Source organism: Parabacteroides goldsteinii DSM 19448 = WAL 12034 (genome assembly GCF_000969835.1).
Lineage (GTDB): Bacteria > Bacteroidota > Bacteroidia > Bacteroidales > Tannerellaceae > Parabacteroides > Parabacteroides goldsteinii.
The window spans coordinates 1098501-1111137 of sequence record NZ_KQ033913.1 but is presented as its reverse complement, the minus strand read 5'-3'; the positions used below and the strand labels follow the sequence as shown (position 1 = coordinate 1111137).

Below are 12637 nucleotides of genomic sequence, written 5' to 3'. Positions count from 1 at the left end.
AAACAAAAAGATAAAAGTTAATTATATTATGGCTACATTTGAAATAAAAATGCCCAAGCTGGGCGAAAGCATTACAGAAGGAACGATTATCTCCTGGTCTGTAAAAACCGGCGACTCTATCAATGAGGACGACGTACTCTTTGAAGTAAGCACAGCCAAAGTAAGCGCGGAAATCCCCTCTCCCGTTGCCGGGAAAGTCCTTGAAATATTATTCCAGGAAGGCGACACCGTTGCGGTTGGCACAACCGTTGCCATTATCGGACTCGAAGGCTCGGAAGATGATACGGATAATGATACAGCCGCCCATACGACCATTCCCGAAAAAGAATTTGCTGAAACACCGGCAAATGACAAGAACGTTCCCTCCGCCGCTCCCGTCCCTAAAGCACAGGCCGCCAAAGAAGACGAAAGATGGTATTCACCCGTCGTACTTCAGATGGCCCGCGACGCTAATCTGTCGCAGGATGAACTGGACCGGATTCCAGGAACTGGCTATATGGGGCGCCTGAGTAAAAAAGATATGAAAGATTATCTCTCCGGAAAGAAAGGTGCGACAACGAAAACGCAATCCCAACCAGCCTCACAGACTGTAACTGAAAGTAAACCGGCTCCGGCTTCACAGACCAAACCGGCACAGACAAGTCCGGCATCTTCCGCTCCCGCTTCACAAGTAATATCTTCCGCCCCGGTATCAGCCGGCAGCGAAGACAAGGTGATGGAAATGGACCGTGTAGGCAAGATTATCGCCGACCATATGGTTATGTCGAAGAACGTATCGCCCCATGTGACAACTGTCGTGGAAGTGGATGTCACCAAACTGGTTCAATGGCGCTCACGCAACAAGGAGACATTCCGGAAACGGGAAGGCATCAGCTTGACTTATATGCCGGCCATTACGGAGGCAACGGCAAAAGCCTTGTCCGAATTTCCCCAGGTAAACGCCTCCGTCAATGGCTATCAAATCATTCTGAAGAAACATATCAATGTAGGAATCGCAGTCTCGCTGGATGACGGAAATCTGATTGTCCCGGTTGTTCGCGACGCCGACAAGCTGAACCTGAATGGCCTGGCTGTCGCCATAGACACCCTGGCAAACAAGGCACGCGACAACAAACTCGCGCCGGACGATATTCAGGGAGGCACCTTCACAATCACGAACTTCGGTACATTCAAGAACCTGTTCGCTACACCAATCATCAACCAACCACAGGTTGCCATCCTGGGAGTCGGTTATATAGAGAAAAAGCCGGCGGTCATCGAAACACCGGAAGGCGACACCATCGGAATCCGGCATAAAATGTATCTGTCCCTGTCATACGACCACCGTCTTATCAACGGTGCCCTGGGAGGTGCTTTCCTCCGCCGCATTGCCGATTATCTGGAAAACTGGAATCTTTAATAAGTAAATCAATTAAACATGAAAAAGTACGATATAAAAAATACAGACAAAGAAACGCTGCAAAAGTGGTTCTATCTGATGACACTCGGCCGGGCTCTCGACGAAAAGGCCCCTGCCTACCTGCTGCAATCGCTGGGCTGGTCGTATCATGCTCCCTACGCCGGACATGATGGGATTCAGCTTGCGGTCGGGCAGGTTTTCAAAAAGGGAGAAGATTTCCTGTTCCCTTATTACCGCGACATGCTCACCGTCCTGTCGGCAGGAATGACTCCCGAAGAAATTATACTCAACGGCATCTCCAAGGCGACCGACCTGACAGGCGGAGGCCGCCACATGTCCAACCATTTTGCAAAAACAGAATGGAACATCGAAAATATATCCTCCGCAACCGGCACACATGATTTGCATGCTGCCGGCGTCGGGCGTGCCATGGTTTACTACGGGCACAAGGGAGTTGCTATCACTTCCCACGGTGAATCGGCCACTTCCGAAGGCTTCGTCTACGAAGCAATCAACGGTGCCAGCACTGAACGCTTGCCTGTCATTTTCGTCATCCAGGATAATGGATATGGCATTTCCGTCCCGAAAGAAGACCAGACCGCCAACCGCAAGGTTGCCGACAACTTCTCGGGGTTCAAGAACCTGAAGATTATCCATTGCAACGGCAAAGACGTCTTCGACTCCATGAACGCCATGACGGAGGCCAAAGAGTATGCCCTCAACCGTACGCCGGTCATCGTTCAGGCCAACTGCGTACGTATCGGTTCGCATTCGAACTCAGACAAACATACGTTATACCGCGATGAAAACGAGCTGAATTATGTAAAGGCGGCAGACCCTTTGTATAAGTTCCGCCGCATGCTTCTCCGCTATAAACGTTTCACCGAAGAAGAGTTAAAGGAGATAGAAGACAAAGCAAAGAAAGACCTGTCCGCAGCCAACCGGAAAGCGCTTGCCGCTCCCGACCCTGACCCAGCCACGGTTACTGATTTTGTCTTGCCCGAACCTTATATTCCCCGGAAGTATACAGATGGCATACCACACGATGAAAAGGGAGAAAAAGAGACATTGGTCACTGCCATCAACAAGACGCTGAAAGCGGAGTTCCGGTATAATCCAGACACCTTCATTTGGGGACAGGATATTGCCAATAAAGAAAAAGGCGGCGTCTTCAACATCTCGAAAGGGATGCAGCAGGAGTTTGGCGACGCCCGTGTCTTCAACGCTCCGATTGCCGAAGACTATATCGTCGGCACGGCCAACGGCATGTGCCGTTTCGACCCCAAAATACATGTCGTGATAGAAGGCGCCGAGTTTGCCGACTATTTCTGGCCGGCAGTCGAGCAGTATGTGGAATGTACCCATGAATATTGGAGAAGCTACGGACAGTTCACGCCCAACATCACGCTTCGTCTGGCTTCGGGCGGATACATCGGCGGCGGCCTGTATCATTCGCAAACGATAGAAGGGGCACTGACGACCTTGCCAGGTGCACGAATCGTTTACCCTTCATTTGCCGATGATGCCGCCGGATTGCTCCGGACAAGCATGCGTTCGAAAGGGTTCACCCTATTCCTCGAACCGAAGGCTTTGTATAATGCGGTGGAAGCCTCGGCCGTGGTTCCCGATGACTTCGAGGTTCCTTTCGGCAAAGCACGCATCCGCCGTCCGGGAGACGATATGAGCATTATCACTTACGGTAATACCACGCATCTCTGCCTCAACGTTGCCGAACGGTTACAACGGGAACATAACCGGAATGTCGAAGTTATCGACCTCCGCTCCCTGATACCGTTAGATAAAGAGACTATTTTCGACTCTGTCAGAAAGACAAGCAAAGTCCTGATTGTGCATGAAGACAAGGTCTTCTCCGGTTTCGGGGCGGAAATTGCCAGTATGATTGGCGCCGAACTGTTCCAATACCTGGACGCACCGATACAGCGCGTCGGCTCCCTCTTCACCCCCGTCGGATTCAACCCGATACTCGAAAAGGCAATCCTGCCGAATGAAGAGAAGATTTATAAGGCGGCAAAAGAATTGTTGGATTACTAAAAAAGCAAACGAATAATGAAAAAAATAGGATTATTTTATGGAACCGCGACAGCTAAGACTGCTGCTGTCGCCAAAAAGATAAAGGAAGCGTTCGGAGAAGATATCGTCGATATCATTCCTGTCGAACAATCTGAAGAAAAGGAGTTTAATGCATATGAATATATCATCGCTGGCTCTTCCACCTGGTTCGACGGCGAATTGCCGACCTACTGGGACGAGACGCTCCCCGAACTTACCGGTCTCGACCTGACCGGCAAGAAAGTCGCCCTCTTCGGATTGGGAGACCAGAAGAAGTATCCGGACAATTTCGCCGATGGAATCGGCATTCTGGCAAAGGCCTTCACCGACCGGGGAGCCACCCTGGTTGGAAGGACGTCGCCGGAAGGATACCATTTCAACCGATCCGGTGCACTGCAAAACGGGCAATTCCTCGGATTGATACTGGACATAGAGAACCAGTCCGATAAAACCGATGAAAGAGTCCGGAAATGGGTCGGACAGCTAAAAACCGAGTTTGAGAAGGGTGCCCCTTCTTCCGACGAAGAATTTAACTGCTGATCGTTCCTCGTCAAGAAATACGATAGTTCCACCGCCAATCTTCCGGCGACATCTTAAAGCGTCGCCGGAAAACCCGGAACAGGCCGCTGGGACTATAACCACAACGTTGTGCTACCGCCCGTATTTCAGATTTACTATGCGCTAGCATGTATTTGGCCATCTCCAGCGAATAGTCTTCGATAAACTTCGCGACCGACGTACCGGCCAGCACCTTTATTGCACCGTTTAAATCGGAGACGCTCACTTCAAGTTCCTTGGCATAATACTCCACCGGAAGCGCCCCTCCGGCATGAAGCAACGGCATAAAATGATCGATAAACGTATTGCCGCTCGGACAATAACCGGGAACAATAGCAGGAAGACCCATCCAGCGCTCTTCTTCGGTTGCCGGACGAGGGTCGATGCTTACAAACAGCTTGGTGACCGATATGGTAGGAAATTTATGGCTCATGCGTTGTTCTTTTAAAGTTACGCAGGTAAAGATAAGGGATAAAAAGCGGAGAAACAAGTCCGGACAAATAAAAATATTGCCAGGCTGATTAGCGCGGCAATTTCGGAGTCCTACAATAGTGCCGGCTTATTTAAAAAGGCATTTCCTCCAACTGCAAAAATGCCATACTATTTAGCGAGGCACTGCCGTAGACCTTCAATATTGCCGCGCTAATCAGCCTGGCATTATATACATTATATTTCTTCTTCTGAAGCCTTATAAAAGCCTATCTCCGATAGTTGCGAAACATCCCTTGCCTCGTTTATAATAATCCGGGCCTTATTGCAACGTACAGGAGCAAAGCGGAGAATCAGGGAAGAAATATCGTTTTCGTGGATCAAACCGCGTTTATCGGGAGGCAGATTCAGGAGCAGCAGTGAGTTCTTCCCGACCGAACGGACAAGGTCTCCTTTCCCCTCTTTCCAGGGAGTGGAGGCCACCGAAAAATCGGTATAGGCCGAGGGCCACAGGCAGAGACTATTATTGTATAATCTTATCACTGAAAGGCATAAAAACGGGCTGCCCTAAAATCACTTTCCAGGCAACCCCTCCTTTGTTGTACGAAAAATAAAAAACAGTGGGCTATTCTCTTCCGCCCCCCAAAGCCCTGTAGAGATTAATCACGCTTTGTATCTCAGTAAAACGGTTGGCGGTACGGGTTAGTTGTGCGCTGAGCAGACTCTGCCTGGCGGTCAACACTTCCAGATAGGTGGTCGTGCCGTGCTCCATCAACAGAGAAGTGCTTTTTAATGCTGCTTCCAGGGACGTGATTTGCTTGTCCAGCAAGAAACTCTTTTCACGGCTGGTTTGGCAAGCAGTCAGAGCGTCATTTACCTCGCTTCCGGCATTCAGCAATGATTGCTGGAAGGCAAGGGCCGCCTCTTCCTGTTGCAGTTTGGTAATCTTGTACTGGGCGATAATCTCCCCACGGGCAAACAGTGGCTGTGTCAGTGAACCTACTGCCGAAGCAAGGAACTTGCCTGGGTTTACAATCATCGAACCGGCATTGTTCGTCCATCCCGCGCTACCGCTCAATGTTATCGAGGGATAGAAAGCGGAACGCGCCTGGTTGGTTCCGTAGAAAGCGGCTTCCAGCGTCCTTTCGGCCGAACGGACATCGGGACGGTTTGCCAGCATCTGCATGGGAACACCGAGGGAGAAATTGTCGGGGAACTGTTGTACTCCCAACTCTCCCCGTTCATAATATCGCGGAGTCTCAGCCAACAAAAGGGCGAGACTGTTTTCCACCTGGTTTATCTGCTCCTTCAGGTCCAGCACGGAGGACTGTACCTGGTAATATGCCGCTTCCATCTGCGATACGGCTGATTCGTTGGACAAGCCGGCTTTCATCAGGGCACGGGTGGAAGCAACGGTTTCTTTCCATGCTTCTTCCGTCTGGCGCGTGATGTAAAGCTGCTCGTCCAACATCAGCAAAGTATAGTAGGTGTTGGCTATACCGGCTATCAGCTTGGTGCGGACCGCCTGCTGATAGTCACGGCTTTGGGCAAATAGTGCTTTAGCTTGTTCTTTCGCATTACGCATACGTCCGAAGATATCCAGTTCCCAGCTGGCGGTGATAGGCAACGAGTAAGTCTGCGTTGCCTTACGACCGTCGAAACTACTCACAGATCCCTGCGGCGTAAAGGCGAAAGAAGGAAGGAATGCCAGTTTTGCAGACATCAAAGTCGCTTCGGCCTGCTCCACACGGAGTTGGGCCGACTGGTAATCGGTGTTGTTCTGCAAACCATGTTCGATAAGTTGTTGCAGCTGCGGGTCAGTGAAGAGTTCACGCCATTCCATGTTACCGAAGCTGGCGGTATCTTCTGCCACCACTTCCTCGCCATAGAGATGGTCGGGGACGGTGGTAGCGGGTTTATATTTGCTGTATATGCCGCAACTGCTTAACAAGGCAGATACAGTCGTTAACAGAATTATCTTTTTCATATTCCTTTTATTTATTGATTATTCAACGCCGCCACGTTCGGCTGCACTTCTCTCCTGTTCCAGCAACACCTGCACGTCGGCTTCTTCTTCCATCGGTTTACGTATCTTTTCCTGTAGATATTCAAAGATGATATAGAATACCGGAACCACAAACAGCAACGCCAGTGTTCCGACAGCCATACCGCCAACGACACCCGTACCCAACGAACTGTTTCCGTTGGCACCTGCACCGCTGGAGAACATCAACGGCAACATACCGAAAATCATCGTCAACACCGTCATCAGGATAGGACGCAGACGAACCTGTGCGGCTGAATAAGCCGATTCGACGATCCCCATTCCTTTGCGGCGGCGTTCGATGGTGTACTCCGTAATCAAGATAGCCGTCTTTGCCAGCAAACCAATCAACATAATCACACCTGTCTGCAAGTAAATGTTATTTTCCAATCCGAATATCTTGGCGAACAGGAAGCTACCCATCAACCCGAACGGCACGGAGAAGATAACGGCAAACGGAACCAGGAAGCTCTCATAAAGACAAGCCAGAATCAGATAAATAAGGAATATACAAATAGCATAAATGAAAACCGTCTGTGCACCGCTACTGCCGGCCTCTTCGCGGGCCATACCGCCGTATTCATATCCATATCCTGCCGGCAGACTCTGTGCTGCCACCTCTTCGATAGCCTTCTGCACCTCACCGGATGAATATCCTTCGGCCGGGTTCACATTCGCTGTAATGGTGCTATACAGATTGAAACGGTTGGACGTTTCCGGTCCGAGCACTTCCGTCAATGTCACGAACTGGCTGATAGGAGCCATTTCCGCTCCGTTACGCACGAACATATTATCCAAAGACTGCTGGTCCAGGCGGTATTCGGGCGAAGCCTGCATCATTACGCGGTATACTTTACCGAACTGGTTGAAGTTCGAGATATAAGCGCCACCGCAATAACTGCCCAAGGCATCGAGTACGGTGCTCGGTGAGATACCTGCACGTTTACATTTTGCCGCATCGACATCTACCGATATCTGCGGGAAGTTCATCGCATAAGAAGTATAGGCCATCGTTATTTCCGGACGCTGATTGAGCGCACCGAGAAACTGCATCGACGAATTATAGAATGTAGCCATATCGCCACCCGTTCTGTCCTGAAGGTTCAGTTCAAGGGAATTACCCATACCGTACCCCGGAATCATGGCGGGCTGGAAACTGAATATCTGTGCTTCCTTTATACCGTAGAACTGTGCATTGAGGCGTGCAGCCACGGCATCGGAGTTGTGCTCCTTCCCTTTTCGCTCGCTCCAGTCTTTCAGGCGAACGATAATTGTTCCGTAAGAAGTACCCTGCCCGGACATAAGTCCATATCCGGCAACACGGGCATAGTGTTCTATTTCAGGAGTATTATTCAAAATATCTTCCAGCTTGTTCATTACCTTGTTTGTTTCTTCCAGCGTGCTTCCCGGCGAAGTACTTACGTTCACCATAATAACGCCCTGGTCTTCCTGCGGCACGAGTCCCGTCTTAGTGGTATTCATCAGATAAACCAGCAGAACGATGGCAGCCACCAGCGAAGTCCACACCATCCAGCGATGATGGATAAAGAACATTACACCTTTCTTATATTTACCCAGCACAGCATTGAACGAAGCATTATAAGCCGCACGTACCCGTCCGTTGATACTCGTTGCACTCTTCGTTCCATCCGACGGACGCATCATAATGGCACACAGAGCCGGGCAAAGAGTCAACGCCGAAATCATGGAGATACCTACCGCAGTAGCCATCGTGATACCGAACTGTGTATAGAACACACCCGACGTTCCGCCCATAAATGTTACAGGGATAAACACTGCCATAAATACACAGGTACAGGAAACGATAGCCATCGTCACATCGCCCATCGCATCTTTCGTAGCGAGATAAGACGACTTATATCCGGCATCGAACTTCGACTGCACCGCCTCGACCACCACAATGGCATCATCTACCACCGTTCCGATGGCAAGTACCAAGGCAAACAGCGTCAAGATATTGAGACTGAACCCTGCCGCCACAAGGCAGGCAAATGTTCCGACCAGCGACACTATAATAGAAATAGACGGGATAAGCGTACTCTTCAAGTCCTGCAGGAAGAAGTACACCACCAGGATAACCAGGATGATGGCAATAACAAGCGTCTCCACCACATTATGTATGGAAGCGAATAGGAAGTCGTTCGAACTCATCATCGTGACGAACTCCGTCCCTTCCGGTAAGCTCTTCTCCATCTGCTCCATCTGGGCAGTTATTTGTTTGTTGACAGCGGTTGCATTGGAACCTGCTGTCTGGAACATCATGAAAAGAACAGCCGGTTTACCGTCCATCTCGCTACGGAAACTGTACGTCAACGTACCCAGTTCCACATTAGCCACATCTTTCAAGCGAAGTACGGAACCGTCGCTCTGCGAACGGATAACGGTGTTCTGAAACTCTTCCACGCTTTTCAAACGTCCGCGATACTTCATCGTGAACTGGAAAACATTCTCCGAATTTTCTCCCAGCGAACCGGTAGGCGCTTCGATATTCTGTTCGCCCAGCACTGCCGTCACGTCCGAAGGGACAAGGCCGTACTGCGCCATCCGTTCCGGACGCAACCAGATACGCATACTGTATGTATCACCCAATTCCATTACATCACCCACACCTTCAATACGTTTGATTTGGGGAACAACATTGATGTCCAGATAATTGGCGAGGAAAGTCTGGTCGTAACGACCGTCGGTGCAGACCATTGCACCGATTTGCAGGAAGCTGGTCTGGCGTTTCTGTGTAGTCACACCAATCCTTGTTACCTCCGCCGGCAAAAGTCCCTGTGCCTTGGATACACGGTTCTGTACATTGACAGCTGCCATATCCGGGTCTGTCCCCTGCTTGAAATATACCTGTATAGTTGCCGAACCGGCATTAGTAGCAGTGGAAGTAATATACATCATGTTCTCCACCCCGTTTATACTTTCTTCCAGCGGCATGACAACACTGTTCATCACAGCATCGGCATCGGCTCCCGTGTAAGAAGCGGTTACATAAACCGTAGGCGGCGCAATGTCGGGATACTGTTCCACCGGCAGCGTAAAGAGCGAAATAAGCCCTATCACCAAAATCAGCACGGAGATACAGATAGCCATCACCGGCCGTTTTATAAATATGTTTCCTTTCATATTCTTTTTCTCCTTGTTTTATTTTACGACAGTACCTTCGCGTACCAACCCGGCACCTTCCGATACAATTTCATCACCGGCTTTCAACCCGTCGAGCACGACATATTCGCGCCCGTCGTTAATACCGGCTACGGTTATCAGGGTGGAGACAGCCTTGCCGTCCACAACCTTATAGACAACAGTCTTATCCTGCAACCGGACAGTCGCCCCCTGCGGGACAACGATACAGTCTTTATAAACGCTCGGTATCACTACCGTGCCCGATGCTCCGCTATGAAGCAATCGCGATTCGTTGGGGAATACCACACGTGCCACCACCGTACCTGTCTGCCGGTCGATGACTCCGCTGATGGATTCTATGATTCCTTTTTTGTCGTAAACCGAATTATCGTTCAGCTTCAGTTCCACTTCCGGCATGTTCTTCAATGCATCATCCATGCTTCCGTGCTCGCGGGTCAGGGCCAGCAACTGGTTTTCAGTCATGGAAAAATAAACATACATATCGGAATTGTCGCTTACTGTCGTCAACGGCTGCGGTATACTCGCGCTCACCAATGCACCTGCACGGTAAGGCAATGCGCCCACAACACCATCGCACGGACTTTTCACTTCCGTATAAGAGAGGTTATTGCGTGCATTCAGTTCCTGCGCTTCGGCCTGTGCCAATTGTGCTTTGGCAGAGAGGAAAGTGTTCTCAGCTGTTTGCAGACTAAAGTCCGAAACGACCTTCTGAGCATTCAGTTCCTTATTACTGTTATAGGTCAATTCTGCTGTTGCCAGTGCGGCACGTGCCGCTTCCACGTTAGCAGTAGCCGTTTTGAGAGCTGCCCTGTAAGGCACCTGGTCAATAACGAACAGCACTTGCCCACGACGTACTTTTTGCCCTTCAGTTACGTAAAGTTTCTCGATAGTTCCTGATACCTGAGGATAAATGTCGATATCCTGCCGCCCACGTATCGTCGCCGAATAAGAAGAAGTAAGCTCTTTGTCCGCCGGAGCCACTTTCATAATTGAATAAGAAGATTTCATCTGTGCATCCGGAGCTTGTTTACAGGATGCCATCCACATCATACAACCGACAATCCCTATCAGCCGTATCCATTTTTTACTTGTTTTATTCATACTATTGCTATTAAAAACTGGGACAAATGTAGACGAAAGGAACATAGCCATAGTGCCCCATTTCTCTCCAAGGATGTCTTATTTTCCCCCACCATCGCTTTTTTACGCTAATTTTATACACCCATGCGGAATACAGAACATCAAAGTAGTGAAATAGAACATCTTAGTTGTCCGGTTATTCGCCAAATTTGCAAAAACAAAAATAGAGTGTATGGAAAATGAAGAAATCAAAACTGTCAGTATAGAAGACTTTAAGACCAACGAGCACATCATCGATTATATAGATGACGATTTTGCAATAGTGAACAGCCTGGAAGGAGCTCCAACCGGTAATGATACGGTACGATTAGATTGTTTTCTTCTGGCTATTTGCGTGGAAGGCTGCATTCAGCTGGATATAAACCGCAAAACTTATCAATTGGAAGATGGCGACCTGCTACTTGGCCTTCCCAATACCATCATCAGCCATATTATGTTAAGTCCCAGGAATAAAATCAGGCTTGCCGGTTTCTCCACCCGCTTCCTGCAACGTGTCCTCAAAATGGAGAAAGTGACATGGAATACGGCCATCTATATACATAATAATCCGATAAAGCACGTTGGTGAAAACAAAAATGAAATCTTTTTTTTATTACAAGGATTTAATCGTTGCAAAGATAAACGACGATCCTCATCATTATCATAAAGAAGTAATACAACATCTGTTTTCCGCACTTTTCTGTGAGATGCTGGGAACTCTCCACAAAGAAGCCATCGAACTGGGAGAGGTCGGACATGCGAAAGAGGGGATTAAACAGGCTGATTATATTTTCCGGAAATTCGCTGAAAAGTTATCGGCAGACAATGGCATGCACCGTTCGGTATCTTATTTTGCCGATGCGCTCTTTTACAGCCCCAAATATCTGTCGAAAGTCGTCAAGAAAACATGTGGAAGGACACCTTTGGAACTAATCAACGAAACAGCCATCGAGCATATCAAACACCGCCTGAAACACTCCGACAAATCCATCAAAGAGATAGCAGAAGAATTCAACTTCCCCAACCAATCTTTCTTCGGCAAGTTTGTAAAAGCTCACACCGGCATGTCCCCCGCACGTTATCGTGATGCGAGGGTAGAATAGTTTGTTGTTTTTTGCTATATTTGCTGAGTAATAACCTTTGAACACTATTAAATAGAAGATCATGAAAGAATTTGAAGAAGCACTAGTTTGCAAATGTAAGAATGAGAGAATACCTGAAGAATTCAATTACTTCGGAAAAGTCATTGGCGAATGGGACCTCGACTGGAACGACCGACTCAATACCTCCACCCCACGCCGTATGAAAGGCGAATGGATATTCTCATGGGTACTCGACGGTATGGCCGTACAAGACGTTTTCATTGTCCCTTCAAGAGCAGAGCGGCTCACTGATATTCAGCCCGATGCCGCCTACGGAACCACCATCCGCTTGTTCAATATCGAAAGACAAGTTTGGGAAATATTCTATGGATGCCCCGAAGAATGTGCACGTCTCGAAGCACGCAAGGAAGGTGACGAAATCATCCTCACTGAAATAACCTCAAAAGCTATGAAATGGATTTTCTCCGATATCACCGATAATTCATTCACCTGGCGCAGTATTGCCAAAAGCCCTGCAGGAGATTGGATTACACTCGCAAGAGTCTACGCTACCCGCAAAAAGAAATAAAAACAGCAATCTTTCATATGTAAATAAATTGCGCTCCCTATCTCAAGAGAGCCGTTTAAACCATTAATAAATTGATTTTTTTAGAGTTCAGACAAAACAAAAGAGAGCACTTGTATAGATACAAATGCGGTTGGCTATTATCTTTGGGCATTTTATAATTTTACAACAGCTAAGAAAAAAAA

9 protein-coding genes and 2 pseudogenes are annotated in these 12637 nt (G+C 48.6%); 6 read left to right on the top strand and 5 right to left on the bottom strand.

Features of this window, described 5'->3' with window-relative positions; all coding sequences use genetic code 11:
- Positions 1–28: 28 nt before the first annotated feature.
- The 4 genes and pseudogenes from HMPREF1535_RS26510 to HMPREF1535_RS17495 all read left to right on the top strand — a co-directional run.
- Positions 29–527, top strand: a pseudogene (locus tag HMPREF1535_RS26510) (biotin/lipoyl-containing protein); the annotation flags it as partial.
- The gene (locus tag HMPREF1535_RS26505) at positions 521–1399 is read left to right on the top strand and encodes a dihydrolipoamide acetyltransferase family protein (protein WP_392391977.1); all 879 of its coding nucleotides are present in this window, start codon (positions 521–523) and stop codon (positions 1397–1399) included. The pseudogene HMPREF1535_RS26510 and the gene HMPREF1535_RS26505, both read left to right, overlap by 7 nt.
- An 18-nt stretch (positions 1400–1417) precedes the next feature.
- Positions 1418–3451 carry an alpha-ketoacid dehydrogenase subunit alpha/beta gene (locus tag HMPREF1535_RS17500; RefSeq protein ID WP_046146995.1) on the top strand — a complete coding sequence of 678 codons (2034 nt, stop codon included), beginning with the start codon at positions 1418–1420 and terminating at the stop codon, positions 3449–3451.
- A 15-nt stretch (positions 3452–3466) separates the two neighbouring features.
- Positions 3467–4009, top strand: coding sequence for a flavodoxin (locus HMPREF1535_RS17495; RefSeq protein ID WP_046146994.1), 543 nt, complete (start codon positions 3467–3469; stop codon positions 4007–4009).
- A 10-nt stretch (positions 4010–4019) separates the two neighbouring features.
- On the opposite strand, the gene HMPREF1535_RS17490 is transcribed toward HMPREF1535_RS17495, so the two are convergent.
- The 5 genes from HMPREF1535_RS17490 to HMPREF1535_RS17470 form a co-directional block, all read right to left on the bottom strand.
- Positions 4020–4460: a helix-turn-helix domain-containing protein gene (locus HMPREF1535_RS17490; RefSeq protein ID WP_046146993.1), complete on the bottom strand. Its 441-nt coding sequence runs from the start codon at positions 4458–4460 to the stop codon at positions 4020–4022.
- 233 nt (positions 4461–4693) lie between these two features.
- Positions 4694–4999 (bottom strand): hypothetical protein, encoded by a 306-nt coding sequence (locus HMPREF1535_RS17485; protein WP_046146992.1) that lies wholly within the window; start codon positions 4997–4999, stop codon positions 4694–4696.
- 82 nt (positions 5000–5081) lie between these two features.
- The gene (locus tag HMPREF1535_RS17480; RefSeq protein ID WP_046146991.1) at positions 5082–6443 is read right to left on the bottom strand and encodes a TolC family protein; all 1362 of its coding nucleotides are present in this window, start codon (positions 6441–6443) and stop codon (positions 5082–5084) included.
- A gap of 18 nt (positions 6444–6461) precedes the next feature.
- The gene (locus HMPREF1535_RS17475) at positions 6462–9644 is read right to left on the bottom strand and encodes an efflux RND transporter permease subunit (protein ID WP_046146990.1); all 3183 of its coding nucleotides are present in this window, start codon (positions 9642–9644) and stop codon (positions 6462–6464) included.
- Between the two features lie 18 nt (positions 9645–9662).
- Positions 9663–10766, bottom strand: coding sequence for an efflux RND transporter periplasmic adaptor subunit (locus tag HMPREF1535_RS17470; protein WP_046146989.1), 1104 nt, complete (start codon positions 10764–10766; stop codon positions 9663–9665).
- Between the two features lie 211 nt (positions 10767–10977).
- Here HMPREF1535_RS17470 and HMPREF1535_RS17465 point away from each other — a divergent pair.
- Positions 10978–11887, top strand: a pseudogene (locus HMPREF1535_RS17465) (helix-turn-helix domain-containing protein).
- Between the two features lie 61 nt (positions 11888–11948).
- A complete protein-coding gene (locus tag HMPREF1535_RS17460) occupies positions 11949–12455 on the top strand; it encodes a hypothetical protein (protein ID WP_046146988.1) in 507 nt (168 codons plus the stop codon).
- Positions 12456–12637 lie beyond the last annotated feature (182 nt).

Bases quoted from the DNA above. Each gene is read 5' to 3' on its own strand.
- HMPREF1535_RS26505 (WP_392391977.1), top strand. From the start codon at position 521: ATGAAAGATTATCTCTCCGGAAAGAAAGGTGCGACAACGAAAACGCAA.
- HMPREF1535_RS17500 (WP_046146995.1), top strand. From the start codon at position 1,418: ATGAAAAAGTACGATATAAAAAATACAGACAAAGAAACGCTGCAAAAG.
- HMPREF1535_RS17495 (WP_046146994.1), top strand. From the start codon at position 3,467: ATGAAAAAAATAGGATTATTTTATGGAACCGCGACAGCTAAGACTGCT.
- HMPREF1535_RS17490 (WP_046146993.1), bottom strand. From the start codon at position 4,460: ATGAGCCATAAATTTCCTACCATATCGGTCACCAAGCTGTTTGTAAGC.
- HMPREF1535_RS17480 (WP_046146991.1), bottom strand. From the start codon at position 6,443: ATGAAAAAGATAATTCTGTTAACGACTGTATCTGCCTTGTTAAGCAGT.
- HMPREF1535_RS17475 (WP_046146990.1), bottom strand. From the start codon at position 9,644: ATGAAAGGAAACATATTTATAAAACGGCCGGTGATGGCTATCTGTATC.
- HMPREF1535_RS17470 (WP_046146989.1), bottom strand. From the start codon at position 10,766: ATGAATAAAACAAGTAAAAAATGGATACGGCTGATAGGGATTGTCGGT.
- HMPREF1535_RS17460 (WP_046146988.1), top strand. From the start codon at position 11,949: ATGAAAGAATTTGAAGAAGCACTAGTTTGCAAATGTAAGAATGAGAGA.